General features: G+C 51.9%; 23 protein-coding genes and 1 pseudogene. 11 read left to right on the top strand and 13 right to left on the bottom strand.

Annotation, left to right across the window (positions count from 1 at the left end):
- Nucleotides 1-50 precede the first annotated feature (50 nt).
- Together FJ146_15570 and FJ146_15565 are read left to right on the top strand one after the other, a co-directional pair.
- On the top strand, nt 51-791 hold the full coding sequence (locus tag FJ146_15570; protein ID MBM4253387.1) for a hypothetical protein: 741 nt from the start codon (nt 51-53) through the stop codon (nt 789-791).
- On the top strand, nt 781-1,770 hold the full coding sequence (locus FJ146_15565) for a hypothetical protein (protein MBM4253386.1): 990 nt from the start codon (nt 781-783) through the stop codon (nt 1,768-1,770). The genes FJ146_15570 and FJ146_15565 overlap by 11 nt, the downstream gene beginning before the upstream one ends.
- 12 nt (nt 1,771-1,782) lie before the next feature.
- On the opposite strand, the gene FJ146_15560 is transcribed toward FJ146_15565, so the two are convergent.
- Nucleotides 1,783-2,577 (bottom strand): hypothetical protein, encoded by a 795-nt coding sequence (locus FJ146_15560; protein ID MBM4253385.1) that lies wholly within the window; start codon nt 2,575-2,577, stop codon nt 1,783-1,785.
- 208 nt (nt 2,578-2,785) lie between these two features.
- Here FJ146_15560 and FJ146_15555 point away from each other — a divergent pair, with 208 nt between their 5' ends.
- Complete coding sequence (locus FJ146_15555) at nt 2,786-4,309, top strand: deoxyribodipyrimidine photo-lyase/cryptochrome family protein (protein MBM4253384.1); 1,524 nt, start codon at nt 2,786-2,788, stop codon at nt 4,307-4,309.
- Nucleotides 4,310-4,391: 82 nt separating this feature from the next.
- Nucleotides 4,392-5,690: a M20/M25/M40 family metallo-hydrolase gene (locus FJ146_15550; protein MBM4253383.1), complete on the top strand. Its 1,299-nt coding sequence runs from the start codon at nt 4,392-4,394 to the stop codon at nt 5,688-5,690.
- A 13-nt stretch (nt 5,691-5,703) separates the two neighbouring features.
- Here FJ146_15550 and FJ146_15545 read toward each other — a convergent pair whose 3' ends face one another.
- Genes FJ146_15545 through FJ146_15535 form a run of 3 tightly spaced genes read right to left on the bottom strand, consistent with a single transcriptional unit; the run spans nt 5,704 to nt 9,304 of the window.
- On the bottom strand, nt 5,704-6,975 hold the full coding sequence (locus tag FJ146_15545) for a DUF790 family protein (GenBank protein ID MBM4253382.1): 1,272 nt from the start codon (nt 6,973-6,975) through the stop codon (nt 5,704-5,706).
- Nucleotides 6,884-8,281 carry a DEAD/DEAH box helicase gene (locus FJ146_15540; protein ID MBM4253381.1) on the bottom strand — a complete coding sequence of 466 codons (1,398 nt, stop codon included), beginning with the start codon at nt 8,279-8,281 and terminating at the stop codon, nt 6,884-6,886. Before FJ146_15540 ends, FJ146_15545 begins: the two co-directional genes overlap by 92 nt.
- A gap of 48 nt (nt 8,282-8,329) precedes the next feature.
- On the bottom strand, nt 8,330-9,304 hold the full coding sequence (locus FJ146_15535; GenBank protein ID MBM4253380.1) for a hypothetical protein: 975 nt from the start codon (nt 9,302-9,304) through the stop codon (nt 8,330-8,332).
- A gap of 115 nt (nt 9,305-9,419) precedes the next feature.
- On the opposite strand from FJ146_15535, the gene FJ146_15530 reads away from it, so the two are divergent.
- From FJ146_15530 to FJ146_15520, 3 genes are read left to right on the top strand one after another with little or no spacing between them, the layout of a single operon-like run.
- Nucleotides 9,420-11,975: a HEAT repeat domain-containing protein gene (locus FJ146_15530; GenBank protein MBM4253379.1), complete on the top strand. Its 2,556-nt coding sequence runs from the start codon at nt 9,420-9,422 to the stop codon at nt 11,973-11,975.
- Nucleotides 11,975-13,309 carry a hypothetical protein gene (locus FJ146_15525; protein ID MBM4253378.1) on the top strand — a complete coding sequence of 445 codons (1,335 nt, stop codon included), beginning with the start codon at nt 11,975-11,977 and terminating at the stop codon, nt 13,307-13,309. The genes FJ146_15530 and FJ146_15525 overlap by 1 nt, the downstream gene beginning before the upstream one ends.
- Before the next feature lie 25 nt (nt 13,310-13,334).
- Nucleotides 13,335-13,871 carry a hypothetical protein gene (locus FJ146_15520; protein MBM4253377.1) on the top strand — a complete coding sequence of 179 codons (537 nt, stop codon included), beginning with the start codon at nt 13,335-13,337 and terminating at the stop codon, nt 13,869-13,871.
- Nucleotides 13,872-13,893: 22 nt separating this feature from the next.
- Here FJ146_15520 and FJ146_15515 read toward each other — a convergent pair whose 3' ends face one another.
- Nucleotides 13,894-15,540, bottom strand: a complete 1,647-nt coding sequence (locus FJ146_15515) for a tetratricopeptide repeat protein (protein ID MBM4253376.1) — start codon at nt 15,538-15,540, stop codon at nt 13,894-13,896.
- A 39-nt stretch (nt 15,541-15,579) separates the two neighbouring features.
- On the opposite strand from FJ146_15515, the gene FJ146_15510 reads away from it, so the two are divergent.
- A complete protein-coding gene (locus FJ146_15510; protein ID MBM4253375.1) occupies nt 15,580-16,377 on the top strand; it encodes an alpha/beta hydrolase in 798 nt (265 codons plus the stop codon).
- Between the two features lie 9 nt (nt 16,378-16,386).
- Here the strand turns inward: FJ146_15510 and FJ146_15505 are convergent, their stop codons facing one another.
- Entirely contained in the window at nt 16,387-17,376 is a 990-nt protein-coding gene (locus FJ146_15505) for a hypothetical protein (GenBank protein MBM4253374.1), read from the bottom strand.
- An 11-nt stretch (nt 17,377-17,387) separates the two neighbouring features.
- Here FJ146_15505 and FJ146_15500 point away from each other — a divergent pair, with 11 nt between their 5' ends.
- Nucleotides 17,388-18,122 (top strand): beta-ketoacyl-ACP reductase, encoded by a 735-nt coding sequence (locus FJ146_15500; protein ID MBM4253373.1) that lies wholly within the window; start codon nt 17,388-17,390, stop codon nt 18,120-18,122.
- A 22-nt stretch (nt 18,123-18,144) separates the two neighbouring features.
- Nucleotides 18,145-19,167 carry a ketoacyl-ACP synthase III gene (locus FJ146_15495; protein MBM4253372.1) on the top strand — a complete coding sequence of 341 codons (1,023 nt, stop codon included), beginning with the start codon at nt 18,145-18,147 and terminating at the stop codon, nt 19,165-19,167.
- Between the two features lie 14 nt (nt 19,168-19,181).
- Here FJ146_15495 and FJ146_15490 read toward each other — a convergent pair whose 3' ends face one another.
- From FJ146_15490 to FJ146_15465, 6 genes are all read right to left on the bottom strand, one after another.
- On the bottom strand, nt 19,182-20,270 hold the full coding sequence (locus tag FJ146_15490) for a hypothetical protein (GenBank protein MBM4253371.1): 1,089 nt from the start codon (nt 20,268-20,270) through the stop codon (nt 19,182-19,184).
- Nucleotides 20,271-20,308: 38 nt separating this feature from the next.
- Nucleotides 20,309-21,733: a hypothetical protein gene (locus FJ146_15485; GenBank protein MBM4253370.1), complete on the bottom strand. Its 1,425-nt coding sequence runs from the start codon at nt 21,731-21,733 to the stop codon at nt 20,309-20,311.
- 16 nt (nt 21,734-21,749) lie between these two features.
- Complete coding sequence (locus FJ146_15480; protein ID MBM4253369.1) at nt 21,750-22,643, bottom strand: TonB family protein; 894 nt, start codon at nt 22,641-22,643, stop codon at nt 21,750-21,752.
- A gap of 73 nt (nt 22,644-22,716) precedes the next feature.
- Nucleotides 22,717-23,166 (bottom strand): biopolymer transporter ExbD, encoded by a 450-nt coding sequence (locus FJ146_15475; GenBank protein MBM4253368.1) that lies wholly within the window; start codon nt 23,164-23,166, stop codon nt 22,717-22,719.
- Nucleotides 23,167-23,181: 15 nt separating this feature from the next.
- Nucleotides 23,182-24,129 (bottom strand): Tol-Pal system subunit TolQ, encoded by a 948-nt coding sequence (locus tag FJ146_15470; GenBank protein MBM4253367.1) that lies wholly within the window; start codon nt 24,127-24,129, stop codon nt 23,182-23,184.
- 63 nt (nt 24,130-24,192) lie between these two features.
- Nucleotides 24,193-24,732, bottom strand: a complete 540-nt coding sequence (locus tag FJ146_15465; protein MBM4253366.1) for a DUF367 domain-containing protein — start codon at nt 24,730-24,732, stop codon at nt 24,193-24,195.
- Nucleotides 24,733-24,738: 6 nt separating this feature from the next.
- On the opposite strand from FJ146_15465, the pseudogene FJ146_15460 reads away from it, so the two are divergent.
- Nucleotides 24,739-25,002, top strand: a pseudogene (locus FJ146_15460) (hypothetical protein).
- Nucleotides 25,003-25,444: 442 nt separating this feature from the next.
- Here the strand turns inward: FJ146_15460 and FJ146_15455 are convergent.
- Complete coding sequence (locus tag FJ146_15455; protein ID MBM4253365.1) at nt 25,445-25,891, bottom strand: HipA domain-containing protein; 447 nt, start codon at nt 25,889-25,891, stop codon at nt 25,445-25,447.
- Between the last annotated feature and the right edge of the window lie 404 nt (nt 25,892-26,295).

Below are 26,295 nucleotides of genomic sequence, written 5' to 3'. Positions count from 1 at the left end.
ATCGAGAGCCTAAATCCCTTGAAAAAGGGTGATAGCAATTCAGAAAACTTATGAATATCGGCCGTACATTAATTATCATTCAGTTTGCGCTAAGCACCACAACTGCTACGGCTATACCGGAGTGGGCGCGTAACAACGCGACTAAACGCGATGGTCATAAGCTCGCAACAGTTTGCTCTGGGTCCGGCCCATCTATTGATATCGCTCGAGGCGAAGCTATTCGAGGCTGTAAGGCATCCGCCGCTGACTTCCTTAATCACAGTGGCCGCGTGCATGCGATTCTAACCGAAACTAGCGAAGGTGTGGACTTCCATCAGTCGGTCGAAGATCACGTCACCTTCAAGGGACTCACCTGCCTGCCATCGCGAGAACAGATCGAACTACAAGACTCGGGATCGGTTCTTCTTTGGCTTCAGTGCCAATTCGATTTATCTCAGGCTATCCTGGGAGAGGATGAGCAGGCCGCGGAAGCAACTTCTAAGCCTACTTCACAACATCCCAAACACCTTACAGCATTGCGCGATACAAAAATCCAACCAGCAAGGGAAAGCATTAGTCGCGAGAAAATTGTGCTCAACATCGCATCGGTACCATCTTGTACAAAATTAGTATTCAAAGGTCCGCGTGCGCGAACTGTGAGCTGCAGCGGACATCCGGCATCCGTTGTGATATTTCCCGAAGATGAAACCGTGACCATCGAAGCCAAAGGATACACCCCAAAATCTCTCGATTTAAGATCGAAAAAGTGGAAAAACCACGATGCCGTCCAGGTGATCCTCGATGCTCATTAAAGCAATTTTTGCTGTACTACTCATCTCTGGCTGCGTCTCCGCACCTGTCGGGATTTATCTTCCCGCGGAATTAGGCCCTCTGCATGAGGTGCGCGGTTATCTAACACCCTTGGACAAAGAACTAATCGCAATCACAAAGAATGATGACCCCCTCACAACGGACCCTCGCAAAGTTTTCTCCTTGTACTGTAACAATGGCAAACCTAAACGCAAACTCACTACCAAGATTAAAGCCGTGTTACCTAAACCTCCAAAAGGTATCGTCATCGATAAAGCAGCAGAAGTGCGCGAGGCCATCTACCGCGGATTCCGCGATATTGTAAAATCGTTCTACAGATGGGACAGCTACGCCGATGCTACGAGCAAAGATCGGGGCGATCATCTCTCTCCATTTTACGCACTTACCGATACATCCGCAGACCACTTCGTCAAGATGGCCAAGGACAATCGATACAACGACGACCTGCAAGTATCGTTACTGGCCATTCACGGGCAGCCAACGCTGCTTTTAGCTACGAGCTCTGTCCCTACCTATAAGACGGTCACTTACTCTGGCTCGCAGCCAGGGATGTTTCAGGTCAAAACAACGACAGAAAAAGCGCAAAATCATGGGGCGATTGATCTAGTATTCCCAAAACGGCCATGGCGAGATGTCGAGGGAAAAGCGCTTTTCCCACTTTATCCTGTGATCCCCTTTGAGACCATGTACTTTCCCCGGTACTTTACCATGCTGATTCCCGAGGCGACGCAGCAGCAGTTATTCGATAGACAGAGTTATTTTCTCCGGGATGATGGTAGTTTCAATCTATCTGCTGCGATCCAGGACCGTTACAAACTTTGGGATGACTACATTGTCGCCCAAACCTCGCTCAAAGAATCGCAGACCGATGACCCGCAAATTATCGATTTTGAGGTAGATCTGAATCTATCGGCTTTCTGTAACTATGGTCGCTTGATTGATGATCTGGTTACAAATTAACTGTGCCCTGACTCAAGGCCAGATACTCCAAATGGGACCGCTAAGCCCAAGTTCAATGCCGTCTGCATGACCGGTATATGGCGAGTAAGATTCGCCCCCCTGCGGTACAATGCGCCATGATTCAAAACGCTTGACATAGTTCACATAGAATACGCTCAAGAAAAAACCCATGGCAATTTCCTGAGGTGCGTGGACTACAGTCGCCTCGCGCTTAATAGCGTCGCCGTAGCGACTAAATTTCATGCTTAACTCGGCTTTCTTAACGAGGGTTCGTCTCGCACTTACAAAAAATCCAGCTTGCGTGATCTTCTGTACAGGGACGTAAATGGAGGCACCGAGGTAACCGCCAGTGTAGCCCAAGTTGACTGACTCGTTGTAACCCATAGCGCGTCCAGAGCCAGAGTATGAGCTGCCGCTCGTTTCGTCTGAACTATCGGGTGAGGATATGGAATTCATATCGATACCGACAGTGCCTACGAGTCCTAACCAGTCAAAAAAATGAAAACGCCAGTCCACACCCAATTTAAGCCCGATGCCATCCTCAAGGCGGAAATCGCGACCCATAGACTGCGTGGATCCGTCGTAACTCAAATTGTAGTTTTTTTGGCTACGTATGGCAAAAGACGCATCAAGTCCGACATTACCGCCAAAGCGGCCTTCCAAAACACTCGGTCTGATACCACTGCATTCCTTCCCGTCGCCACCAGCAGCGCTACAGTTTATCGATGGATCCGAACTAATAACACCAGCAAAGCCGGTGCTAGCTCCGATCAAGGCAAAGCCTAAAAGGAGAGAGGGGAGATACATCCCAGCTGGACACTCCCAACGGGCAGCGAATTGGCAATTATGCGTAGTCACCCTGCATCCAAATACGAAAATTGAAATCTCGATCTTGGCTTAATTTTATCACGGTCTACGGGACCCAGGTAGCAATTTGATCACAACCATGATAGGTGGCATGATCAATGATGCCTCCCAACTCGTAAATCACAACTGTATCTAAAGGCATCTTGCCATGACCAAAATACCACTCAATTTAGTCTGGCTTAAAAAAGATCTGCGCCTTGCCGATCATGCGCCCCTTGCAGCTGCGATGATGGCGGGTAACGCTGTCGCTGTCTACGTATACGAGCCGAGTTTCATTGCTGCAAATGAATACCATACGTCGCACCACCTTTTCCTTAATCAATGTCTCGCTGAACTTGAGGCTAGCTTGAGCAGTGTGGGCGTGCCACTCGTGACGCGTATCGGTGAGATCCCAACAGTACTCGATGATCTGCGCCGAAGCCACGGCATCGCCGCCTTGTACTCACATCGCGAAACGGGACATCAGTTAAGTTTCCAAAGAGACCTACGCGTCAAGGATTACTGCCAGGAATTCGGCATTTCTTGGCAGGAATTTTCGCAGAACGGTGTCATAAGGCGCTTACAATCTCGTGACGGATGGGCGGCAAGGTGGAACATGAGAATGTCCGAGCCTATAGTGCAACTACCAAGTAGTTCTGTCGTTTTCAGGGGCGCGATAAAATCTGCCGGTCTAGTGGGAGCAGATACCTTTGGCAAAGACCGCACGACAACAAAAATTCTCCAATTAGGTGGGGCCACACATGCCGCAAAGACGCTGAGTAGCTTTTTTGAGATCCGCGGCAAAAACTATGCTACTGAAATGTCGAGCCCCGTGACCGCTGGAGATAGCTGCAGCCGCATCAGCACCCACCTCGCTTACGGCACTATCTCTATGCGCCAGATCTACCACCAACTACTGCATTATTTGGCTTTAGCCGAGGATGCCCCACCAGCAGCTGCCAAGATTACAAAAAAGTCTCTACGTGCCTTTGAAGCACGGCTACGCTGGCATTGTCATTTCATGCAAAAGCTTGAAGATGCACCCCACATCGAAAGCAAAAACATGGTTTCAGCTTACGACGGTCTGCGCGATGAGCTGACTCACCCCCACCTATTAGAGGCTTGGTCTCAGGGTGAAACGGGATATCCGATGATCGATGCCTGTATGCGTGCGCTACTCGCTACTAGCTGGATCAACTTCCGTATGCGAGCCATGCTAGTTTCATTCGCAAGTTATGACCTATGGTTACCCTGGCAGCTCACCGCCCGTCACTTGGCGCGACACTTTCTCGACTTCGAGCCGGGGATTCACTACTCGCAAGTTCAGATGCAATCGGGCACGACTGGCATCAACACGATACGGATCTATAATCCGACAAAACAGCTTCTAGATCATGATCCGGAGGGCACTTTCGTCAAACGTTACCTCCCTGAGCTCACGATGGTTCCCAAAGAATATTTGGCCGAGCCTTGGACGATGCCGCAAGGCTTACAAAAGGAAATTGGCTGCATCATCGGTAGAGATTATCCGGATCCAATCGTCGATCATGCCACGGCGGTTAAAGCTGCCAGACAGAAGCTGGGCACTGCCAGGCGGTCCAATAACGCCAAAGCCGAGGCTAAAGAAATTCTGGCCAAGCATGGCAGTCGCAAGCGACCAAGCCGCAGAAAATCTCATCGTGAGGGAGATTGACCACGCAGCCAACTTAAATTAAACTTTTAATTATTTAGTATTAATTCTCATAATTCATAATCCGCGAAAAAGGGGGTCCCCTATGAACCGAATGATGCGGCTAGCTGGTTTCTGTTTTTGGGGTTTAACAGTCGCTAGTTCTGCTCTAGCGGCACCCGTGCAGATACTTCGTGGTGCCGCTAGCAAGTACGCGGTCAATCCAGACAACATCTTGTATGTCGATGGTGACATCACCATTGTCAAGGCGATGGATGCCAATTTCACTGATTTCTCTGATCTATATGTCGTCAACATGTCTCACCGTATCGCGTGGCCAGATAATGTCGACGAATACGGTGAGGTGGTCCACTTCGAGCCCTCGCGCTTTGCCTTAATGCAACTCCACGACAACAAGGTTGAGGAACTAGCTGGCCGCCTGCACGGTGAAGGGTTAGCTTGCGGAACGCTTCTAAAGTTAACCGGGCGCAGTATTTTTCCGACCAAAGCGGCGACACCAGTACCTCTCATTGATATAGCGACAACTGATGCAAGAATTGATGAACTCACGAGGAGCGTGAAAGACGGGCGCATTCGCTCTGACATCGAGGGCCTGGCCAACATCCCAACGCGCTACCATGGAGCACCTTCGGGCAAGGGTGTGGCTGATTATCTACTACAGCAATACCGAACGCTCCAGGGTGCACGTAGCGATGTAAGTGTTGCCACTTACGATCATGGACGAAAGACTAATCAGCGTAGTCTGGTCGTCCGGGTTCAAGGCAAGTCTCGTCCTAACGAAGTGATCGTCCTCGGCAGTCACCTCGATAGCGTCAATTGGCAGGACGGGACCTCAAAGCGCTCACCTGGCGCTGATGATAATGCCAGCGGGACCGCTACTAACTTGGAAATCTTTCGGGTACTCATGGAACATCATGTCCAGCTAGAGCGAACGCTTGAGATCCATGCCTACGCGGCCGAGGAAATCGGTCTAGTCGGCAGCCAAGACATCGCTAGCGCCTACAGATCCAAAGGAGTTCCTGTCGTCGCTATGATGCAAATTGATATGGACCTGTGGCGCGATGACTCCGAGCCAGCCAAGATTTGGTTGGTCAGCAACCAGACGAACGATGGATTTAATAATGGGTTAGGACAGCTCGTCGATCATTACGTCGGGTTACCATGGGCTAAACGCCCGCTATCCGGCGGCAGTAGTGATCACGCCTCCTGGCATCGCGAGGGTTATGCCGCGGCTTTTCCCTTTGAAAACCCATCGAATCACAACCCACACATTCATACTGCCGACGATACCATTGATACATCCGGAGATTTTGATTTAGCTACGGGTTTCGCTAAACTTGGGCTTGCATACGTCGCCCACTACGGCGGCATGACCCAGCCCTGATGGGTACCGTCTCCTAGGTTAGGGCATCATGCCTTGCCAGCGCAGCCGCCACCGATTTCGGTGTCGGGACCGTTTTGAAGGTGAAACCGCAGTCTTTAAACCAGGTGGAGCTAGCTAGCTGCTGGCTCACCTCGGTGGACTTCGCTATTTCCTCTGCCACTCCGACCAGCAACCCCCGCAAGCCAATTTGATCCAAAGCATTGAGTCGAGCACCTAGTTGACCGGCATGCCAACGGTGAAAAATCTCAAGATGAACCTTAGCTCCCTTAGCTGTGACGAATGTTACATCGGGAAAACAGTAAGACTGCTGGCCTATGGGTACATGGTCTATACCCACGCTGGCCTTGTATGTTCCACCCCGCTCATTAAAACTATCGATAAAGCTGGTAATCTCTGGCGGGATGAATACTGACATTTTCTTGTAATGACTTTCGATACCGACTTTTTGATCTAGCTCTAGAGAAAAATATTTACCCTTGACCTTGAGTCCGGCCACTAAGCTCCATTTTTTTAGGTGGAGTACATAAGGGAAAAATTGTGCGAGCCGCAATCCATAGCTCTGTGCATTCTGAAAAATCCGAAGAGGCCCACTGAGCTTGCAACGAATGTCTCGCGCATCTTCGCCAACAATGATCTCAGTCATTAGACGTTGAAACTTCAAACTGCGAAAAAAACTGCGTCGCTCCTCAAGGCTAGGATTTTTGATTTGAATCTCAACATCCTCTGCCATCATCAGCAGACCTTGGATCTGTGCGCAATTATATTTGTGAAGTAGCGCGGTGGCCGCAATGGTCTCAAATTCCTCTAGAACCCTAAAATCCGGCAAATCTGCATAAAGCTGCTCTTGCAGCAGCGAAATTGTGGATCCTTGCGCCTTGGCAAAGGCCTCCTGAAACTCTAATAGCGAGGCAAACGAAACCTCTTCCCGTAATTTTTGTGCTTGGGCGAGTAGCTGCTCACGCCTCAAAGCTACAGCACCGTCATCCTCGACTTCGCTCGAGCGATCCAACAGTAATTTGCGCAAGCCAGCTGCATGCGGATGCTGCCCCAACTCGCTGCAGTTAAGCTCTTCGTCGAGTTCACTTAGGCGTCGACCAACATGACGTTGAAAGATCGCGATCATCCCTTCTGCGACCCGAAGCAGTCCGGCATCTTGTGGATCTACCAGAGTGGGATAAACGCGATCTTTACGATTACGATAGCGGAGTAGATCCTTGGTAAGCATCGTGCTGCCTGCGACGTTGGTTGACAAAATATTCGCTCGTACCTTGAGCAATAACTTCATAAAGCACGGCGCGCTTACCTGGGCGCGCGCGGAGGATGCGTCCTAAGCGTTGCACGTGCTCGCGCACGGTGCCTGTTCCAGACAGGACTACACCGATACTGGCCTCCGGAACATCGACGCCTTCATTTAATACCCGAGACGTCGCCAAAATAGTGATCGCACCACTACGGAAACCATCGAGAAAGGCCTTGCGCTCCTTGGGACGAGTTTGGTGCGTCAAGACAGGAACAAAAAATTCCCGCCCGATACGGTAAGCCATAGCATTGTCATCGGTAAAAATGATGACTTGCTCACCTTTGTGGCGACCAAGTATATCCCACGTCGCTGCCAACTTACCGGATGCCGCCTGTGCGAGTCGCTTTTGTTCACGATAGGCGCGCATAGCCTGTCGCCCATCAGCAGAACGCGCTGCCATACGGACGAATTGCATCCAATCGGCGCCCTGATTGAACCTAATCCCAGAACGCTTGAGAAAACTTGTATAAGTGGCACGCGCCATTTCGTAGGCTTGGCGCTCCTGGTCACTCATCGGGACCTGAATATTGAAAACATCGTATGGAGCGAGAACCTTAGACACCATCTCCTGTATCTTGGCTTCATAAACTAACGGTCCCACCAGCTCGTAAACTACACTCTCGCGCCCATCAGCGCGCTCCATGGTTGCCGAGAGTCCAAGCCGAAAAGGTGCAATCGATGCGAGCGCTATAGTTTGATACTGCGGAGCCGGTAGATGATGACACTCATCGAATATCAGTAAGCCATACTTAGCGCCAAGTCTCTCGATATGGAGCAAAGCTGAGTCATAAGTAGCGACTGTGATGGGCTGCGGATCGTGGACACCGCCTCCCAGTATACCGATCTTACACGGTGTGGCATGGACCCTTAGAAATTTACTGAGGACCCGCTCCCACTGCTGCATGAGATCGATAGTCGGCACCACAACTAAAGTTGAGCGACCGGTCATAACAATGGCAAGGACTGCCGTGATAGTCTTGCCGGCGCCAGTGGGGAGAGCTACGCAACCAGACTTCCCGCTGTCCCTCCAGGCACGCAATGCTTCGGTTTGATGCGACCTTGGAACAATCGGTTCGGCGAGCGCCAAGTCTAAGGTTTGATAATCTCGCGCCTCATCTTGCCACTGCTGACCGTTGGCTTTGGCGTCTATTAGCAACTGACGATAACACCGCGCTGGTGCACGCCACTGAGATGTGCGCTGATCCCAGGTCATACCCGACCAGGGGGGATCCGCCTTCTGATGCGACGGCATCGCCACTAGCGTCCCTGCTTCAAATCGCAATGAAATCATGGAAATACAACCCTAAATCCCAGCCAATTGCCCACGGTATACCACAAATTAAGGCTTAAGTTGCCAGTAATATACCGATCCATTCAGATAATCGTCGGGCGCACGTGTCGTAAGCCAAAGGCGGTCACCCGCATCGACATAGACGTTGCTGAGCTGCTTCAACTTATCAGATAACTTTAGTTCCCCGACTTTGACTATGTGAAAACAAGAGTCATAGCGCAGTACATGTATCTTACGTTGTGCAGAATCACCTAAATAGACCAACTTAGTTTTGGTGCTGTAGCCTATACCAGCCATTGCCGCGGGTTTAAGATCGTCAGCCCCCTCAACAAAGCATCGGCGCGTCAAAATACAACTTGAAGACTCATCACCTGCGCCGCAACGCATCTCCAACACCGGATACCCAGGTATCTTGGTTGCCAGGAGGTAAGTCGAACCGTCGTTTTTTTTGCCACTCCCTTCCCGCTTTGCCCAGCCAGTGATTTTTCGGCCCGGGCTGCGCATCCAATTTTTACGAAACTGCGCGCGGAGTGCTGCAGTCTCGACACGCGTTGGCTCACCACCGCGATCAGCTGGTGGTTTAATGAGATCCCATGCCACGGTCCTCTTCGTAACCTCGCTAGAATCAGCCGTAGCCACCTCCCTTATGCTAAATTCAGTGCCATCGAGAATGAGCCACCGCGTACCAACCAAATCGGCACCTACTAAATCCGATTCACCGATCCCGGCCGGAAGAGGACGACGCACCTGATGTTCGATGGGGCCAAAAACGCCCTCTCGATTTTTGCCATTTTTTTGCCAATTAAGACTTAAAAACATGGCCTTACCTTCGGGGAGTAAGACGATTTTGTCGTCCACTACAGCGATGCCTGAGATCTCTTTTATTGCGGTCTCAAGAGAAGACTCAGGAGTAGGTTCTGACAACTTCTCAGATGCCACCTTTGCCAGTCCTAGCCTTGGTAGCGCAGCTAAAGCCACTAGCATAATATAATTTCCAAGCATCCTTGTCAGTCGACCAAGCACGATACTGCTCCTTCTGAACTTTGGCACCCCGAAATCATGCTGCTATAATATGGGTACCACTGCAACTTCATCTATCCCCTGACGCATAACTAAACCCAGTTGACGAGGTCCGGCTTTGACTAACCCTCAGTCCTCCGTAAATTACACCCATTATCTACAAAACCGCAGCACCTCTGAGCGTCTAGCGACATTAAAGGCCATGCAGGACGCTAATCAGTATGTTCCAATCTCGGTGGCGGAAGATCTGCTTAGCCTCGATCTGCTTAACGAAGAGAAACTAGCAATCTTGTCGCGCACAGGAAGTCGGGACGGTCTTGCACTTGAGCACTTCCTCATCAATCAAATCGCTCATGCTCCACAGGAACTCGCCGTTTCAGCCCTCCGACTTTGGGCAGAAAAGACAGATAATTTACTGTGGTTCCGCATGCTTCAGGTGATCAAGTCACCGCTAGTCTCGCAGCGCCTATTTTACACCATAGTCGACCTAGCTCAGCACACCGGTGGGGCTCAGCTACTGCGTGTTGCAGCAGGTGCCGACGGCATCGAGGAAATGTCAACAGCACTTCACGGTCTACTACTCCAACGCGCGTGTCAGTGGCGCGTGGATGCGGAGCGTTTGCGCGCCTTAGCCAATCGTAGTCTGCAGCAGGGTGTCGGTATTCTTCATCCCGACGACAAGTCCATGGTGTCAGCACTGGGCTACCTCGCCATGTTCCACCCGTTGGATTTGCAGACATTTGTCGGTATACCTGATTTCTCAGAACCTTGGCGTGATGTACTGAGAGTCATTATCCAATCTGGCTCCCAGGCCAAAGTAGCAACCAAAAATGTTAAGTCTAAGTCGCCTTCGCAAGTTGCTCTCGACCTGCCGACATGGCCGCCGCTTTGGCGTCGCCATGAGCTCTCTGACGAAGCCATTGCAGCCGCTCTTGCTGCGAGTCAAACCATTGAGCCTCGAACGTCATGGGAAGTTTTCGCCGGAATTCCTGCCGAACGACTTGTCACCATCGTAGCTAAGATAGAGGATCATAAGGCTTTTGCCGTCTGCCTCGCGAACATCATTGGACTTGTTCCCTCTCCCGTGCCGTCTACACTTTTGGAAAATTTGCGGACGCGCCTGACCACATCCGAGAATCCAGCGGATCTCCTTACGGCACTCCCGTTGCGTATCCGTCTGGACCTTACCGATGAAACTTCTACGCGTTCGAGTCACCTCCCATTTGCTGCCGTAAAGAGAGAGCAAGCCAAGACCCTTAGTGGTGAGTGGCCGATTGAGAGCACCCAGTTCCGTGATTACGTTGTGGACGGGACCGCCCAAGCGACGGCAACCGCAGAGGATCCGCTCCAGCTAGCACAGCGTAAGCGCTTTTTCGCTCATGCTTACGAGCAGAAACAAGTGACACCTGCCTCAGGTGACGACTTTTTTACGCTATTAGTCGATTCCTGGCAGAAGCCTAGCGAGCAAAAACTCGATAAACTGGCTTCTGTCTCGCGGCAAGTCGATGGGTTATTTAAAATTTGTTACATCAACACTCTGGGTAGATTCCACGGTCAAGATCAAGCGGTGCTAAAGCTCATGGACTTCGTACGATCTCAGGACGGCAATTACCTCCGCGCCGTCGTGCAGTCTCTCGGAGAAATTGGCACTCCCAGAGCGGCCCAAGAGCTCATCGCCTGCTTAACCCGACCAAACTTCAGTGCCAACCTGCAGGTCGAAATCTGCACGCAGCTCAAAAATCTTGACCTGACTAATCTCCAAAACGAATTACTCGCTGCACTTAACGATCTCAATGTCACTGAGAAATCAGATCCGCTGATCCTTGAGGTGCGGGACATGCTCACCGGGCTTCTGCAGATTTCGGCGAACAATCGCCCTGTGCGCGAGCCAAGGGAAACAGGTTCAACAGTTGAGATCAGTGACACACGATTGGATCAAGAGCTCGGCGGTAAGATTCCAAATTATCGCGAATTATCGAGCGAGGTGAAAAGAGCGCTGCGGACGGCCCTATTCTTTCACATACAAACGACGGCAAACAGCGCACCGTCTTCCATCGATCTCAGCCCAGTCATCGATATGCAATACAAGTCGCTTGAGTTACTATTCCGCGAAACATATGAGGAACCATGCTCGCGACTCATGCATACTGGGGTTCTGCAAAGGCGCCTCGATATTATCGGTTACGCTCGACCAATCCCAAAGGCCATGGATGACTTCGAGCACTTTATCGAGACCCTTCCCATAGTCCGTGAGATTCCGTTCTTCAGTAACTTTAAACTACGCAAGATGCTCCGCGCGATTTGTCAGTTCCGTCCAGGCAAGCGCTTTACGCTCGATGGTCTTAAGGCTTTTGCCCTCTTCTTCCTGTGCTTCTCGCGCACACAGTGCCCTTATAGTTTGAATGGTATGTTCGGACTTGGATTCAAGGATGACCTAACGATGTTCCAATTCTGTAAGTCATTGCACGTTTTTCAAGACTTCCGTAACCGTGCTGCGCACGAGGGGTTTCACCCCGATGCAGCGAACGATATCGACGGGATTTGGCGCTCTACGGCTGAGATTGTCCAGACCGTATTTCAAACCAAAGCTTACCTCGATAGCGGTGCCACAGGACAAGGCGACCAAGGCACCAGGAATCGTCCAGCTGTCATTATTGAAAAGAAGGTATCTTGATGGCCAAATCCGCATCTATCTGTTTGCCGGTGGTTTTGGCACTGACATGCGGTGCTAGCGCCTGCGTTTTACGTAACTCACGCCATCTTAGTCCCACCCCAGCAACACCGTCGCAAGCGCCGACGACGACACCAAACGCGACACCCTCGCCTCCCGCGGCGCCGTCTACGGTAACAACGACACCGGGCAAGTTGACTCCTGATAATGACGTCATTGAGTATGCCAAGCTTTGCAAACGCGAACTTGGCATCGAACATTTACCTACATTACCGCACTGGAATTGCCTCGACGGCAAAGAGGTCCCAACGACGATTCAAGGATTACCTCTCGATGCAGATAACTATAGGTTATTAACGCAACATAAAATTGCCTGCGACACGCCTTCTTGGTTAGGCGCAGAGCCTTGCTCCAATTACGGGTTTGTGACTCATCGCACGCTGGCCCCCAACGTCGAAGCCTATCTGATTTGCCGCGATCAAAAGTTTACCAATCACCGCGATAAAGCTGCCAGACTAGCTGAATTTAAGGCATCTCCTGGAGCCGACTCTTTCAATAGTCTTTATGCCTTTGATAGTTTAGGCATGATCTGGACCAATTCAAAGACTGGCAAGACCTGCTTCTTCGACTTTGTAGGCACTGTGTACGGTGGTTATATACCGTCCCCAGACGACGATCATATCCCCGATTTTCATGAGCTGCCCGATCCTAAACCACCTACCGAATTATCGACGGGAACTATTGTGAGTCAGGTCTGGAAGCGCAACGCCCGAGGGACATGGCGATCGCCAGAGCATTTGGCTGACAACGATGCCTGCATCCTGTGTCATGATACCGGAGCACTGAAGGGAACTCCCTGGGTCGAGACGGTCATGACCATACCGGCAAATCCAGTGAAAGTGCCGATGATTCTGGTGGGTAAATCCATCGCCAAATGGAAAGACAAGTACCCGGTAAAGGCTATCTCTACGACTCCAGTTACTGTCAACGGCAAGACTGAGCCACAAATCTGTACGACCTGCCACCGCATTGGAAACCTAGCCACTTGTAACGCCGATTTGGGCTACTCCATTGGAGCAGCAATCCCTCCCAACGTACCGTCTACCACGTCTAAAGACTTCTTCCATAGAGTTTGGATGCCACCGGCTCCTGAGAGCTGGAAGGGCAAGAGCGACAGTGAGCTGGGTAAATTATGGAACGATGCCTATGGCCCTCACGTGAAGCGCCTGATGTGCTGCTGTAAAAATCCGAATGCTATTAATTGCACGTCCCAGGATATTTTAGCCTTCCCACTGCCAGATCCTGTACCTGGAAAGGGGCCGGAAGTTTGCTCTTAAGGTGACGCTTAGTGAGAGGGATACATTGAAGCAGATTGCAAATGTTCTTTTGATAGCCGGTACCTTCATTACTCAGGTTGAGCTTGCATGGGCCGCTCAAGATCCGCCTATTGCCAAGGATCTAACTTTATCGATCAAAAGTTTCTGTCAACAATTTGAGAGCTACGGCAGCCAAAAAAACCTAGCATCGGCGACAGCTCAGTGTATCGAATTGATCAACTCTGGAGTGAGTCAAGGTCGCTTTCGCTTTGATCGCGTTCAGGCCATGCAATGCCTCGATGCGCAGAAGACCAACAAATCGTCACAGACATGTACGCAAGTGTTACTTGGTTCACGGAAAAAATCCGAAACATGCGAGTCTTCAAATGACTGTGTGATGCCATACGTATGCCTAGGAGCTCAGGCCAGTCAAAACGGGAGTTGTAATCTACCCCTCGAGGCGGGAGCTACCTGCGACGACGAAGCTGTTTATGCCAGTAAATTTTTTGCTGCAAGTAACCGTGGGATGTGTGCGCCTGGTCTCAAATGTCTAGTGGGACGGGTACAAAAGTGCTCTCAATAATCACGAGCGCACGAGCACTCATTTAGAATACATCTCGCTCGAGTTGGGCAAAATCATAGGCAGTGCTAGTTTCAACAGACTTCAGGGCCGTGCCGACAGTGCTAGCACGCATATCGTCGCCTTTCTGTTTAAAGTAGCTATGTAGGACCCGCAGGCTAAAGATAAACTGTGGATCAACCTTTAACGCTTGATGTAGAGCTCGGAGCGCTTGCTCATTCTGCCCCGCATGGAAATAGGCCATTGCCAGATTGTGGTGGGGTTGCGCAAACATCTTACCTGTATCACTCTGAGCAGCGAGTTCGTAGTACTTGATGGCCCTACCAGGATCACCTTGATCAGCGTAATACATACCCAGGTTATTGTAGATCCGCCCCGGATTATGAGCATGGGCGATTTCATTGAGATAGAAGGCCTCAACATCAGCCCATTCAGCGGTACGGGCCCAGGTTCGGGCGCTTGCCAACGACAATAGCCCTAAGCCCATAGCACCCGCAGTAATACCTATGCTCAGGACTTGCCGACGTCGCCACGCCCAATCTGCCGCAAGTCCGATCAACAAGGATATACCGATCATTGCCGTATATAACCAATGTTCAAGAAACATGGCATTGAGCGGGACAATACCGCTAAACGGCAACATGGCTGAGGCCACAAAAGTGACGCCCAGAGCCACCAGTGGGCGGCGGCGCGCCAATAGACTAGCGACTGCACCCACTATGATCAAGCCTAGTCCAAAAAGCCCGCGTGCATGCAGGAGTCCAGCGTATGCCGTATAAGGTTTTTCATAGAATAGATGCCGCGGCCAAATCAGTAGTGTCATATAATCCCAGATCACACTCACAAACGTCGTTAACCTAAGTACCAAACTCTGCGTATAAGGATTGGCAGCGTCCGTTAACCCTATTGCATCACCAAACTTAAAGAGGGTGAATTTAGCGACGACACTGGCGGCAGCAAGCACACCAACGACAGCAAGTGCCGCTAATTCATCGGCTCTTGGTCGACGCTTCTCAATTAGACAAAAATAAAGGATCAGGAACAGCAAGATCGGAGCCAAAACCACGCCACTTTCTTTGCTGAGCATGGCTAGCGATACGACTAGCATCAAGGCGATCACTTTTGCTCCAACTGCCCAAGGACGAGTCGACGATCGCTTATCTCCCAAATCTATGGGTGTCATGAGTAAGATTGCCGTCATGATAAAGAATGTAGCCAAGGGATCAGACAGTCCGGAAATGTAACAAACCGCTTCCGTCTGAACTGGGTGCAAAAGAAATACCCCCGCACCAAGACCTGCCCCAACTAAACTTAGACCCAGACGGCGCAACCACATTAAGAGCATCATCCCTGAGCCAAGATGCAGAAGCAACGGCACCAGATGATATGGCAATGTTGTAGATTGGCCAAAGCGCGCGTAGAGCAAGGCATAAACCATTTGCTGATTTGGTCGGTAGAAGTTCCCCTTGATGTTTGCGCCTTGAGTGACGGTCGAGGTATAAAGTTTAGGCCAGTTTGCGAGATCCTGGACTAGGCTATTTTTTTGGATAAAGTGTTCATCATCGAAAAAGAACGGGCCCTCAAGACACGGCCAATAAACGGCGATCGTTGCAGCGGTTAGCATGCATATCGTCAATGCAGCTTGTAATTTTTGCCTTAAGTTCATGGGCATACTTAGATTTTACCTTGGATAACGAGAGGTGCCTAGGCTATGGAGAAAAGGCCAAAACAGGCCCAATTGTCGAGTGATGTCACCATTAGCTACACCGAGCACGGCAGCGGCACCCCGTTGCTTTGCATCACCGGGATCAATGCGACTCAAACTATGTGGAGCGCGCGGTTTATCGCTGCCTTAGCGGAGCATTTTCGCGTGATCACCTATGATCACAGAGGCGTTGGCGGCAGCGTCGGTCCGAGGCCTCACTCAATTACCGCCTTCGCAGACGATGCTAGACTCCTGATCCACTATCTCGGTTTAAAGCAGGCTCATGTATTCGGTGTCTCAATGGGCGGGATGGTCGCTCAGCATATGGCGGTCTATTTTCAGGACTTTGTCGATCACCTCATCTTGGGCGCAACAGCCTGCGCCGGGCATTTAGTGCGCCCTAAACTCAAGGTGCTGCTGGGGGCTCTGTTTTACCTTAAGCCAGATCTGGCGGCCCGCGCCCTTGTGTCTGATAACTATCTTAAGGCCGACCCGAGCCACCTGCCACGCCTCCTCGCTACCATGAAATCATCGTCAGCGGGGACCGCCGTATTCCTGGAGCAGTTAGTGGCCATAGCCTCGTTCAATTTACGAAGCGAGATTGGCAAAATCAAAGCTCCAACTCTTATTTTGTCCGGCACTGATGATCAAATTATCAGTCACCAAAATTCTGACCTTATAGCCGCGGCGATTAGCGGTGCTTCATTGATTAAGTGGGACGGTGTGGGCCATCTCTTCCCGCGCGAGCGACCAGAGGCAACGGCTCAAGCACTTTTTGACTTCGTCTGTAATTCAAGACGTTAAAAGCGCGCCTTAGTGGGTCACACGTCGCGGTAAGGCAGGTTCCTCGATAGGTGACGATGGTAATTCCGGTGCCAGCTCAAAGCTCACAAGAGCACCTGGCGCCTCTTCCATAAAAGCCGCGTAAAATCCCTCAGGTCCAAGACCTAATGCTGAAATCAAACCATCGACACCGCGCGCGCGCTCGATGCGGGCCGCCATATTGGCACCAATGCGCCCAAAGATCCCCTCACTATCTTCTAAGCGCAAGAGCTTAGTCCAGCGTGCGCGTGCATCCTCATCCAAAACTAAAATATCGCGGACATCTAGATAATTGGGCGTGATGAGACTGCGCTGTTGCCAACTGAGGATCCCACGATGATTGGCGGCAAGACGCTCACCATGAGATGCTACATAAGTAGACAAACCTTCGATCCAAAGACTGCCCAGTAAATTGCGATTCAGATCAGCGTTGCTACGCACTGACTGCTGCGACATTTGAGAGAGCGGCAAGGGAATGCCTGTCAACTTACCCGCAGCCAGATTTGTCAGACCCGCGCCGTAGAGTCGATGCACCAGGTGCGTCCAAGCCTGTTCAGGACTGCTCGCGCCCAAGGAGGTGTCAATACTGTCCTCGTAGGGTTCAAACGGAATTTCGTCGGCTGCAGTTACCAGACGGATCTTCCGCGGCAACGGGATACCGGGCGGCAAATAAGAGGCAATCAAGGGGTACACCCACTGCTTAAGCTCGTGTTTCCGCGCTATCACTGCGAGGGCGATGGGGGATGATGCACCGGCCGTCCCTCCGTCAACAGTGAACTGCACATAGGCGGCATCTTCCTGCCGCACGGCCTCCCATACCTTCTGCGGCGCCTCGGAGCTGGACGTAGCACACCCAGCACCGGCCAGGTGGACCACGAGTGCCACGTGCAGTTTGATTCTCAGAAGTTGTGCCATATTGGCTTTAGTGCTAGTTTCCCTGGCACTGAATGGCAACACAACTCGAACTATATCAGCCAACATCGAGGGTTCCGATGAGTCAAAAAGTTGCTCTAGTTACCGGCGGATCACGAGGGATCGGCGCAGCTTGTGCCTTAGCATTAGGCCGCGCCGGTTACAAGGTTGCTGTGCACTACCGCTCGGGCGACGAGGGCGCGCGCGCCGTCGTCGCCGAGCTACCTCAAGGCCAGGCCAAAGCCTATCGCTACGATCTGAGCGACCCGGCTGCCCCCCAGGAACTTGTCAAGGTGGTCAAGGAAGATCTTGGATCTCTTGATGTTTTAGTGAATAACGCCGGCGTAGCGATCGACCAGGTGTTGGCATTTGCCAAGCCCGACGACTTCGACACGCTCATGGCAACCAATCTGAGGCCAGTGTTCCTACTATCGAAATTTGCTGCCAAGGTTATGATTCGGCAACGCAGTGGTAGGATCATCAACCTGAGCTCTGTGGTTGGTCATACCGGCAACGCAGGGCAGAGCCTCTATGCGGCAACCAAAGCAGCCATCACCGGATTCACCCAGAGCATCGCTCAGGAACTAGCAGCAGCGGGCATCCTGTGCAACTGTGTTGCTCCTGGATTCATTGCCACAGATATGACCAAAGACCTCAAGGACGAGGTTAAACAAGCTATTTTGTCGAAAGTACCGCTGAAGCGACTAGGTACCCCTGAGGACATTGCTCACGCAGTGGAGTTCTTAGCTTCGGACAAGGCGGCCTACATCACGGGCACCACGCTACACGTTAACGGCGGTATGTACACAACCTAACCCTGAATCGATCAGGACGATTATGACTGCACGACAGGCTACGCCAGTCCCTGTGATCACTGGCATGGGACATTATTTTCCGCCGACTAAGTTGACCAATCAATTCTACGAGGGGCTGGACATCGGTTCTTCGGCGGCATGGATTGAAGAGCGCGTTGGTATCATCGAGCGTCGGACCGTACTAGCGCTGGACGACGTCACCAAGCTAAGGCGTGGCGAAACCACGCTGACAACCTTGCGTCAAGAAGGTCGCATCATGCCGATCGGTGAGATGTGCCGCGAGCCATGGCGTATGGCTAAAGAGCGCTCCGCACAGGCATATTATGATCCGAACGTGGTGATCTCGGGAACCTCAGTTCCGGATTGGGATATCCCAGCTAATGCCTGTGCGATCGCTGCAACGCTAGGCCTCGAAACCACAGCGTTTGACGTGAATTCTGCATGCAGTAGTTTCGTCGTTGATTTGCACGTGGCACGGGGACTTTTACTGAGCGGTCAGGCGACGGATATTGCCATTTTTAATGCCGAGAGATATTCAACCCGAGTCAATTTCGCTGACCGCGCCAGCTGCGTACTTTTCGGTGACGGTGCTGCCGCCTCTATCGTCTCGACGCGACCAGGTGCTAGAGGCCTCGCGGTGCGCGACACGGTCGTGATCTCATCACCGGCCGGTAGCCAGCACGTGAAATTACCAGATGGTGATTTCTTCTCGCAGAATGGGGCGGCCGTGCAAAAATTTGCCGTCACCAAGACTGTGGCTGTCACACAAGAGATTATGAAGCGACAAAATTTGCAGCCTGATGACATCAGCTATTTCGTTGCTCATCAAGCTAACTACCGGATGCTGATGGCGGCAGTGGAAAAGCTCGGCTTTCACCACGACAAGCACCTATGTAATGTCCAGCACCACGGCAACCAGGGTGGCGCAGGCGCACCCAACGTGCTCTCGATGAACTGGGACAAATACAAGGTAGGTGATCTTATTGCCGTCGCCGTCGTTGGTTCAGGACTCACCTGGGCCGGCGCCCTGCTTGAAGTCGTATAAGACCACTGACGTGCTTACTCTGACAGCAAGATCTGTACACCAGGATAGGATGGCGCCTGTCCTGGTTCTGCCTCGGCTAGAAATAGCCACTTGAGTAGAGCTTGATAAAAGCCGAACAGTGGTACTTTAGCAGCGATATCGTTACGCAGTGTCTCGCGCTTGGCTTTGAATCCTGCGTGACTTTCCTTAGTCAAATACTCCTGCTCATCATAATAATTGCGCAGCGGCTGTACTTGGATTTCAAACGTACGGCCACCCCATTGTACGACCGACTTCATAGCAGCCCAGCCACTAGCTTTGCGACTGTCCTGAGTTAAATAATTCTTGGTTTCTAACAACTCCAAGTGGAGCCGATCGTCCCGCAATTCGATGCCAATTCGCTCTAATTGAGCCGCACTCCAGTTAGCAGTGAAGAGTGAATCGTGCAGTGGCAGAACGTCAGACGTCGAGCCGACGACGATCTTGATACCAAAAACATCTTTGACAAACTGACTAAGATGGCTCATCTGTTTATCGCGTCTCACCATACCGTCTAGGTCAAAAATCTCATCGACCACTTTGTTCCAGATTTCCTCTTCCGCTTTAATGCGGCTGATAATCTTCTGGATCTTCATCGGATTGGGTTCGGTCGGCTGATATTCGACAAAGTTGGCCACGAGCGATGCCGGACTCCACTTCACCCCATCTGTAAAACGGAGCTTGGCTAATTGCCGCGTGCCCAAGTCAAGGTCCGAGGTTGAATAGAGATCCTTGGACGATAGTCCTTGAGACAGGACGAATCGCTCTTTGGTCGTGTCGATCTCGCCAACGACTACCGTGCTCAACTGATAAGAAGCAAAGTAATGGTCACAAATCAGTTCACTCAGCTGATGCAGCGCGCGCTCGCCACGCAGAATCATGGCACTGAATGCACGCCTAATCTCCCGCAGTTTTTGCCATGAAAAATATATCTCGTGATTGGCATCGGGGCGCGCTTTGATGTCGCTCAAGATAGTCGTCAGATAAACGACAAAATCGTTAAGCAGCGGCTCTCTCGTAACCATACCTAGCGGCGAGATCAAACTTCTGCCTTGGAGTGTCTCAAAACTTGAACTTAGATCCATGACTCTGTTTCACTGATAGTCTTAAAGCCTCAGGCGCTTCATTGTTGCTCTTGGGGCGGCCCCCAAACTGGGGCCTGCGCCTCAAAGAGGCCGGTCTTAAGGAGCCGTTGGTTGCTGCCGTCGCGATTCATGACGTAAAGCTGACGCGCCCCTTTGATATCACGACCAGGCTGGCGACTCGACTCAAATACTATGAGCTGTCCATTTGGCGACCAGGTGGGATGCTCGTTATCGCCTGAGCGAATCGTGAGGCGCTCAAGACCTGTGCCATCGATATTCATCATAAAGATGTCAAAACGATCGATGTCTCTATCGTAGCCAGCGAATGCAATCTTACTGGAGTCTGGTGACCAGGACGGGGTCGCATTCCACCACCCAGCGTAAGTGAGCCGCTTATCACTCAAGACGCGCACATCCGATTCACCGTCCCACTTCAACTCCGCGCGAAAAATATGCGGATTGCCAAAACGCCCAGACACAAATGCCAGCCATTTCTTGTCTGGTGAGAACGAAGGATCCACATCTAAACCAGGACCACGGATAATGGCACGGGACCTTTTACCATCGGGAGTGATGGCAAAGATATCGGCGTCACCCTCCGCCGAACCTGTAAAAGCTACCACTGTGTCGGTTGATGCCCAGTTACTGCCGCTATTTAGGCCTTTACGCCCGGACAGCTTGCGTTTCTTACCGGTCGCAATCTCATATATGAAGAGATCAGGATTTCCATCCTCGAACGAGGTGAAAGTGACAAAACGACCGTCATGGCTGAAAGCTGGCGAAATATGTGGCGCCTGACTTGAGGTGATAGCTTGGGCATTGGAACCATCGAAATCCGAGATGTAAACTTGCTTATAAGAGGACCTGGTCGCCTTACCGACAAATAGGAGGCGCGACGAGAAAATTCCAGGCCGTCCCGTGTATGCTTGCAGGACTCGGTCTGCATATCGGGCAATGACTTGCTTGACCTGCGCCGGACTGACCTTCGAGTACTTCTTGCCTACCATCAATTTACGCATAGTGATGTCGACAGTGCGTAGCGTCAAAATAAACTCACGGCCGTCACGGTCTATCTCCCCTACCGTGAGCGACTCCACCCCACTAGCGCGCCAGGCATTCAGATCAATGCCATCAAGTCCTTGACCCGCTGATTGCGCTTTCGGATTTTTGCGCAAGATCTCTTGATACCCAGCGCTGGACATAACACTGAAGAGCCCAGAAAAGTCGAGCAGGCGACCGAGTTCCGCAGTCGCTTCACTGCTGATCCGCGCCAACTCAGGGTCTGCACCACCGCCCAGCGGCGGTACGGCCGTGACCAAACGACGAAAGCTTGGATTATCGATGTTGACCGTGAACACGGGCGTCGCGGCATAAAGCCCTGACGACCACAGGGTGGCAAGGAGCCCACATCCTGCAACTACAGCCATTAAAGTCTTTGCTACTGTTTGCTTGAGTCTAGTCATACTAGCTCACTCCCTCCTAGACACCTCTGGGCGAAAACGCCACCGCAATCGGCTGGCCAACAAACTCAGTTGGTGGTCGCGGTAGTGGCACGGATGCCCGTACAGCTCGTACTGTATCGTCATCATAGGCTTGGTTGCCAGAGGGTTCTTTAACCCGCAATTCGATAAGCTCGCCATTTTCCGAGACCGAGATAATCAGCACCACAGATAGAGCCGTACCCTTGATACCGAGTGCTTCAGGCACTGCATAATTCCGCCTGATCGCTTGAGACAGCCGTGACCTGTAGGCATTCATTTTACCTTTAGCTACTGCAGACCCTGCGGTAGGACCGTCCTTGCGCAGCGCCTCGCCCAGTCTGGCCACGGCATCTTTTTCAGGAGCTTGTAGTGTTTTGGCCGTCTTCTGTTCGGCGCGTAGACGTTCAAGTGCAGCACGCTTTAGAATCTCAGCCGCAGCCAGCTGATTGTCTGTCTTGTTATCGGTCTTAACCGGCAGATCCTGCGGCTTGGGTTGCGGCTGTTCGGCCTTGGCTTCAGCCGGCTTGACGGGTTGTGGCGTCGGCGCCGGCTCTGGCAAGAGATCCTCCGGTTTGGGCTCATCCTTGACAGAAAACTTCTGCGGCAATTGGGGCAGCATTTGCACTGGAACCTTGGCCTCTGGTCTCAGCTCGGCCTGGGGCAAGGTCGTCTTGGACGGAGCCGAGGCCTCAAAGTCCGCCATGATCTCGGCATCCATGGACCATTCATCCATGTTGATTTTGGGGCTCTGATTGAGGATCTGCCATGAGCCCACAGCTAAGACGAACGTGTGAATGATCGTCGACACCCCAATAAAGAACCATAGTAGGCGATCCTGAGCATTGACAGCAGGAAGCACGGCAAGCCTACCGCGACCAACACTCGGCTCCATTTGTCCTACTGATGTTTCGGCTTCAACCACTGATAATGCGACTCACAAGAGTATGGATGAACGATTTACATGGTTAACGCGTAGCTTGTGGTGATTGCTGTGCTTGCGAATTTGTCAGCATAGCAAGTTTGGTCACACCGGCTAGCCTGGCGGCACTCATCGCCGTGACGACCCGACCATAAGGCACCCCGGTATCGGCACGGATGTAAAGTTCCTTTTTCTGCCTAAACTCATAAATAGCCTTGAATTTAGCCTCAAGAGCGGCATCCGCGACTTGCTGCTTGTCGAGGTAGTAAGCGCCCTGCCGATTGATGGAGAGTACAATCCTATCCTCATCAACGGAGGTGCCGCGGGCCTTGCTGATCGGTAGATCGACTTTGATCCCACCGATGCTGAGAGGGGCGGTCACCATGAAGATGATCAGGAGCACCAGCATCACATCCACGAGAGGGATGATGTTGATCTCCGCCAGAGCCTCTTGCTCATCACCGGCGCGTTCCTGGCCTATTCTACCGAATGCCATAGGACCTCACTTTACTCAGATGCGACTGTCTAGAGGCGATTGCACCGCGGCGGTGGGGGCAGACCCGACACTCGAGCGTGGTTTGTCGGAAACCAAATAACGCTCAACAATGTTAAGGAAATCAGCCGTAAATCCATCGATGCTACCAACCAGGTAACGCACTCTGGCAGAAAAAATATTGTACCCGACTACCGCTGGGATCGCCGCAGCCAGTCCGAAGGCCGTTGACACCAGAGCCTCGGAGATACCAGGAGCTACAGCAGCTAAGCTCGCACTTCCCGTCTTGGCAATCCCCTCAAAGGCTCCCATGATCCCCCAAACGGTCCCGAAGAGACCTATAAAAGGACAGGCCGAAGCACTAATGGCCAACATCGACATGAACTTCTCGAGGCGACGCCTCTCGAACATCTTGGACTTAGCGAGAGCTCGGTTAATGTTGTCCAGGGCCGCGTTCACGGCGATCTCCGAGGAGGCAACCTGGCCTAGCAACTGACTGCCGCGGACTAGCTCGGCATAGCCGCTACGGAACACCTCACGCACTGGACTATAAGGGTATTCAGCCAAGCGACTGTTAAGATCGTTGAGGGAGCGAGAGTCCCAAAAGCTCTTGGTGAAAGCCTCCCCACTCTTGGCCAAGCGCTGCAGATAGACGTACTTGGCGATGAGTACTGCCCAAGTAACTACCGACATCGACAAGAGAATCAGGAGACAGGTGAAGACGATAAATCCACCCTGCATGGCCCGGCTAAAGATACCCGTACCGCCAGCATCTGCCTCGGCCGGCGCTGCAGCGCTCGCAGGTTGCATGGCTGGTGCCGGCTCCATCGTCGTCACGTTAGCCTCTGGGCCTGCCGCCCAGGCGACGGCGTTGCCATCCGCTAAGCCGCTTGGCAACGGCACTACGTTGCTCCAAAGAATGATGCAGAAGAGCCACGATAGAACCCGGCGCGCGCATTCCCGCATAGCGATAACACCCCGCAAAAAATTAATCCGCTAAGGTCTCACTATATACGAATTTTGCCGGCATTAACAGAAGGTAACGGGAGCGTCCAGGCATGGGGTCACAACTACCACTGGCCGCTCGACCCCGTAGTCTAAAAATACCCGACGGTTTAGGTCCAAAAACGCCTGTCCGAAAGCGTAACGACTAAGGAGGCTCTCGTCCCAATGCCCGAGAAACGCCGCTGCAATGAAGACAGCCTCGATGGTCGCCAGACCCGCGTCTGGATCGCGGTTCTGCTTATTGCGGCGTGGGTAGGCCGTCACAAATCCTGGCGGGATACGCACCAGTCGCGGCAAGGGCTGCTCGACCAGCCTTAGGACCGCACCGAGGCGCTTCCAAGTGCAGTCTATCGCCGCGAGCACATTAACCTCGTGGCGCTGGCTGCTCGCCACGGCATCAAGCGACACGCCGTCAGGATGAAGCAGCATCTCTCCCGAAAGCGCCGGAATCGGACGCCCCCGGTGGTAACGGACTATCTCCATGGCGGGATGGTCAGCTAGAGGTAAAATCGTACACTTGTTGATCCGCTCGCTGCGATCAACCAAAACTTGAAAGCGCATCATTAGTAGTCGTCTTCGTCTTCTTCGTCGTCGTCGCCGTAGTCATCTTCATCACCCTGATCATCGTCGTCATCGTCATGATCGCCGTGGTCACGGTCGTCATCGTCATCGTCATCGACATCGCCACCGAGATTTCCGCCCTCAGGATAGGGAATCTCCCGATCACCATCTTCGTCGTCGAATTCCGGCTCGTAGGCTTCGTCGTCTTCCTCGGCTTCTCGCTCGAGAAATTCTTCTTCCTCTTCCTCGTCCATCTCATCGATGTCGTGCTCGTCCTCAGCAAGATCTTTACGCCGCTCAAGCCACTCTTTGGCCTGATCATCGGAGTCAAAACCGGCCTTAACTATACGTCCAGACTGGATGTGATAAACCTTCCACACTGCTTGCCACCTTCCTGTTTCAAATGGAGTTGTTGCGGCGGTCGTGAATTGACCATGACCGTGCGGATAACACGAGCTTATTTAATATTCAAATGCAGACCGTAGTACTGTCAAGATAGGGGCAATTATTTTAGGGTGTTAGGGGGCAAAAAATGCCCAGCATGACGCCCCCAACCTGGACCTTGAGACTGGCTGTCATTTGCCGTCACCCAATCGCGCACCTATCCAAGGCGACGCCCCGAGCTTATACCCTACTATCAAAGCATCGCAGGCCGTCTAAACACCTTCATCTCTAGCGCGAAGCCGAGCACCACTGTTCCTCTAAATATAGTCATTTATATATGTGCCCTGGCAGCTTCTCTCTCAGAATGCTCAAACGCAGCAACAAATTCCTCTAGCTCTATATTGCTCATATCGGCCTCTTTCCTCCCGACATCCCTCCAGCTACTGACAGCGGCCTCGACCTCGCCAAGTATCGTCTTGGCGCGAATCTGGGAAATATTGAAATATTTAAGAACAGACCAGAGGGCCACTATGCTTGCATCAGGTCCAGTCTCTTCTGAAATCCAAATTTTCAAATCACGCTGACGTTCAGGAAAGGGGTTTATGTCGAATGCAGGAGCAAGGCGCCAGAGGTCACCAGCAGAGTGCAGAAAGCCGTGATTGTGTAGGTGGTCATCGACGTTTGTGATCAGAATTGAAAAGGCTATTCTTCTCCAAAGTTCGTGAACTACCGCTACCCCTAAAGGGGTAAGGCTTCCGATAATTGCTTGAAGCCGCAGCTTCTCGCTTTCTCATCTTTTTTAACGCTTCGCCGTCCTTGCCAGATTCGCTTCGCTAAGCTGGTCTTATGCGGACTCCACGTCCGATACCCGCCTTGCAGCGAGCAACCCCGTTCCAGGGTCGAAAATGACTTGTACGCTAGAAAGTTATGTCAGTTTTAATCCGCGTTGGCGGGGTGAGTGTAGCCACGTACAGGTACACTCGACACAACACTAAGGTTTTTACCGATGCCATGTTTTGGGCATCGAACCCGTACCTTACTTGTCAAAGAGCGGAGGGATAATATTCGATGCAATTTACTTATACAAACGGATTTAGCGGCGGTATTCGCTAACGCGAAACCTTAGTGGATCGCCTTGACCGCCCCATAAATAAGGCGGATTGCGGCGATCATTTGTTCAAA

Source organism: Deltaproteobacteria bacterium, from assembly GCA_016874735.1.
Classification (GTDB): Bacteria; Bdellovibrionota_B; Oligoflexia; order Oligoflexales; family CAIYRB01; genus CAIYRB01.
Note: the sequence above shows the minus strand (reverse complement) of the source record. Positions and strands in the feature narration are given on the sequence as shown.

What these genes read in the sequence shown, in the direction of transcription:
- FJ146_15485 (MBM4253370.1), bottom strand. Translation starts at nt 21,733, where the DNA reads ATGACTAGACTCAAGCAAACAGTAGCAAAGACTTTAATGGCTGTAGTT.
- FJ146_15555 (MBM4253384.1), top strand. Translation starts at nt 2,786, where the DNA reads ATGACCAAAATACCACTCAATTTAGTCTGGCTTAAAAAAGATCTGCGC.
- FJ146_15570 (MBM4253387.1), top strand. Translation starts at nt 51, where the DNA reads ATGAATATCGGCCGTACATTAATTATCATTCAGTTTGCGCTAAGCACC.
- FJ146_15480 (MBM4253369.1), bottom strand. Translation starts at nt 22,643, where the DNA reads ATGGAGCCGAGTGTTGGTCGCGGTAGGCTTGCCGTGCTTCCTGCTGTC.
- FJ146_15465 (MBM4253366.1), bottom strand. Translation starts at nt 24,732, where the DNA reads ATGATGCGCTTTCAAGTTTTGGTTGATCGCAGCGAGCGGATCAACAAG.
- FJ146_15510 (MBM4253375.1), top strand. Translation starts at nt 15,580, where the DNA reads ATGGAGAAAAGGCCAAAACAGGCCCAATTGTCGAGTGATGTCACCATT.
- FJ146_15470 (MBM4253367.1), bottom strand. Translation starts at nt 24,129, where the DNA reads ATGCGGGAATGCGCGCGCCGGGTTCTATCGTGGCTCTTCTGCATCATT.
- FJ146_15540 (MBM4253381.1), bottom strand. Translation starts at nt 8,281, where the DNA reads ATGATTTCATTGCGATTTGAAGCAGGGACGCTAGTGGCGATGCCGTCG.
- FJ146_15545 (MBM4253382.1), bottom strand. Translation starts at nt 6,975, where the DNA reads ATGAAGTTATTGCTCAAGGTACGAGCGAATATTTTGTCAACCAACGTC.
- FJ146_15525 (MBM4253378.1), top strand. Translation starts at nt 11,975, where the DNA reads ATGGCCAAATCCGCATCTATCTGTTTGCCGGTGGTTTTGGCACTGACA.
- FJ146_15550 (MBM4253383.1), top strand. Translation starts at nt 4,392, where the DNA reads ATGAACCGAATGATGCGGCTAGCTGGTTTCTGTTTTTGGGGTTTAACA.
- FJ146_15560 (MBM4253385.1), bottom strand. Translation starts at nt 2,577, where the DNA reads ATGTATCTCCCCTCTCTCCTTTTAGGCTTTGCCTTGATCGGAGCTAGC.
- FJ146_15515 (MBM4253376.1), bottom strand. Translation starts at nt 15,540, where the DNA reads ATGCCCATGAACTTAAGGCAAAAATTACAAGCTGCATTGACGATATGC.
- FJ146_15505 (MBM4253374.1), bottom strand. Translation starts at nt 17,376, where the DNA reads ATGTTGGCTGATATAGTTCGAGTTGTGTTGCCATTCAGTGCCAGGGAA.
- FJ146_15500 (MBM4253373.1), top strand. Translation starts at nt 17,388, where the DNA reads ATGAGTCAAAAAGTTGCTCTAGTTACCGGCGGATCACGAGGGATCGGC.
- FJ146_15495 (MBM4253372.1), top strand. Translation starts at nt 18,145, where the DNA reads ATGACTGCACGACAGGCTACGCCAGTCCCTGTGATCACTGGCATGGGA.
- FJ146_15565 (MBM4253386.1), top strand. Translation starts at nt 781, where the DNA reads ATGCTCATTAAAGCAATTTTTGCTGTACTACTCATCTCTGGCTGCGTC.
- FJ146_15475 (MBM4253368.1), bottom strand. Translation starts at nt 23,166, where the DNA reads ATGGCATTCGGTAGAATAGGCCAGGAACGCGCCGGTGATGAGCAAGAG.
- FJ146_15490 (MBM4253371.1), bottom strand. Translation starts at nt 20,270, where the DNA reads ATGGATCTAAGTTCAAGTTTTGAGACACTCCAAGGCAGAAGTTTGATC.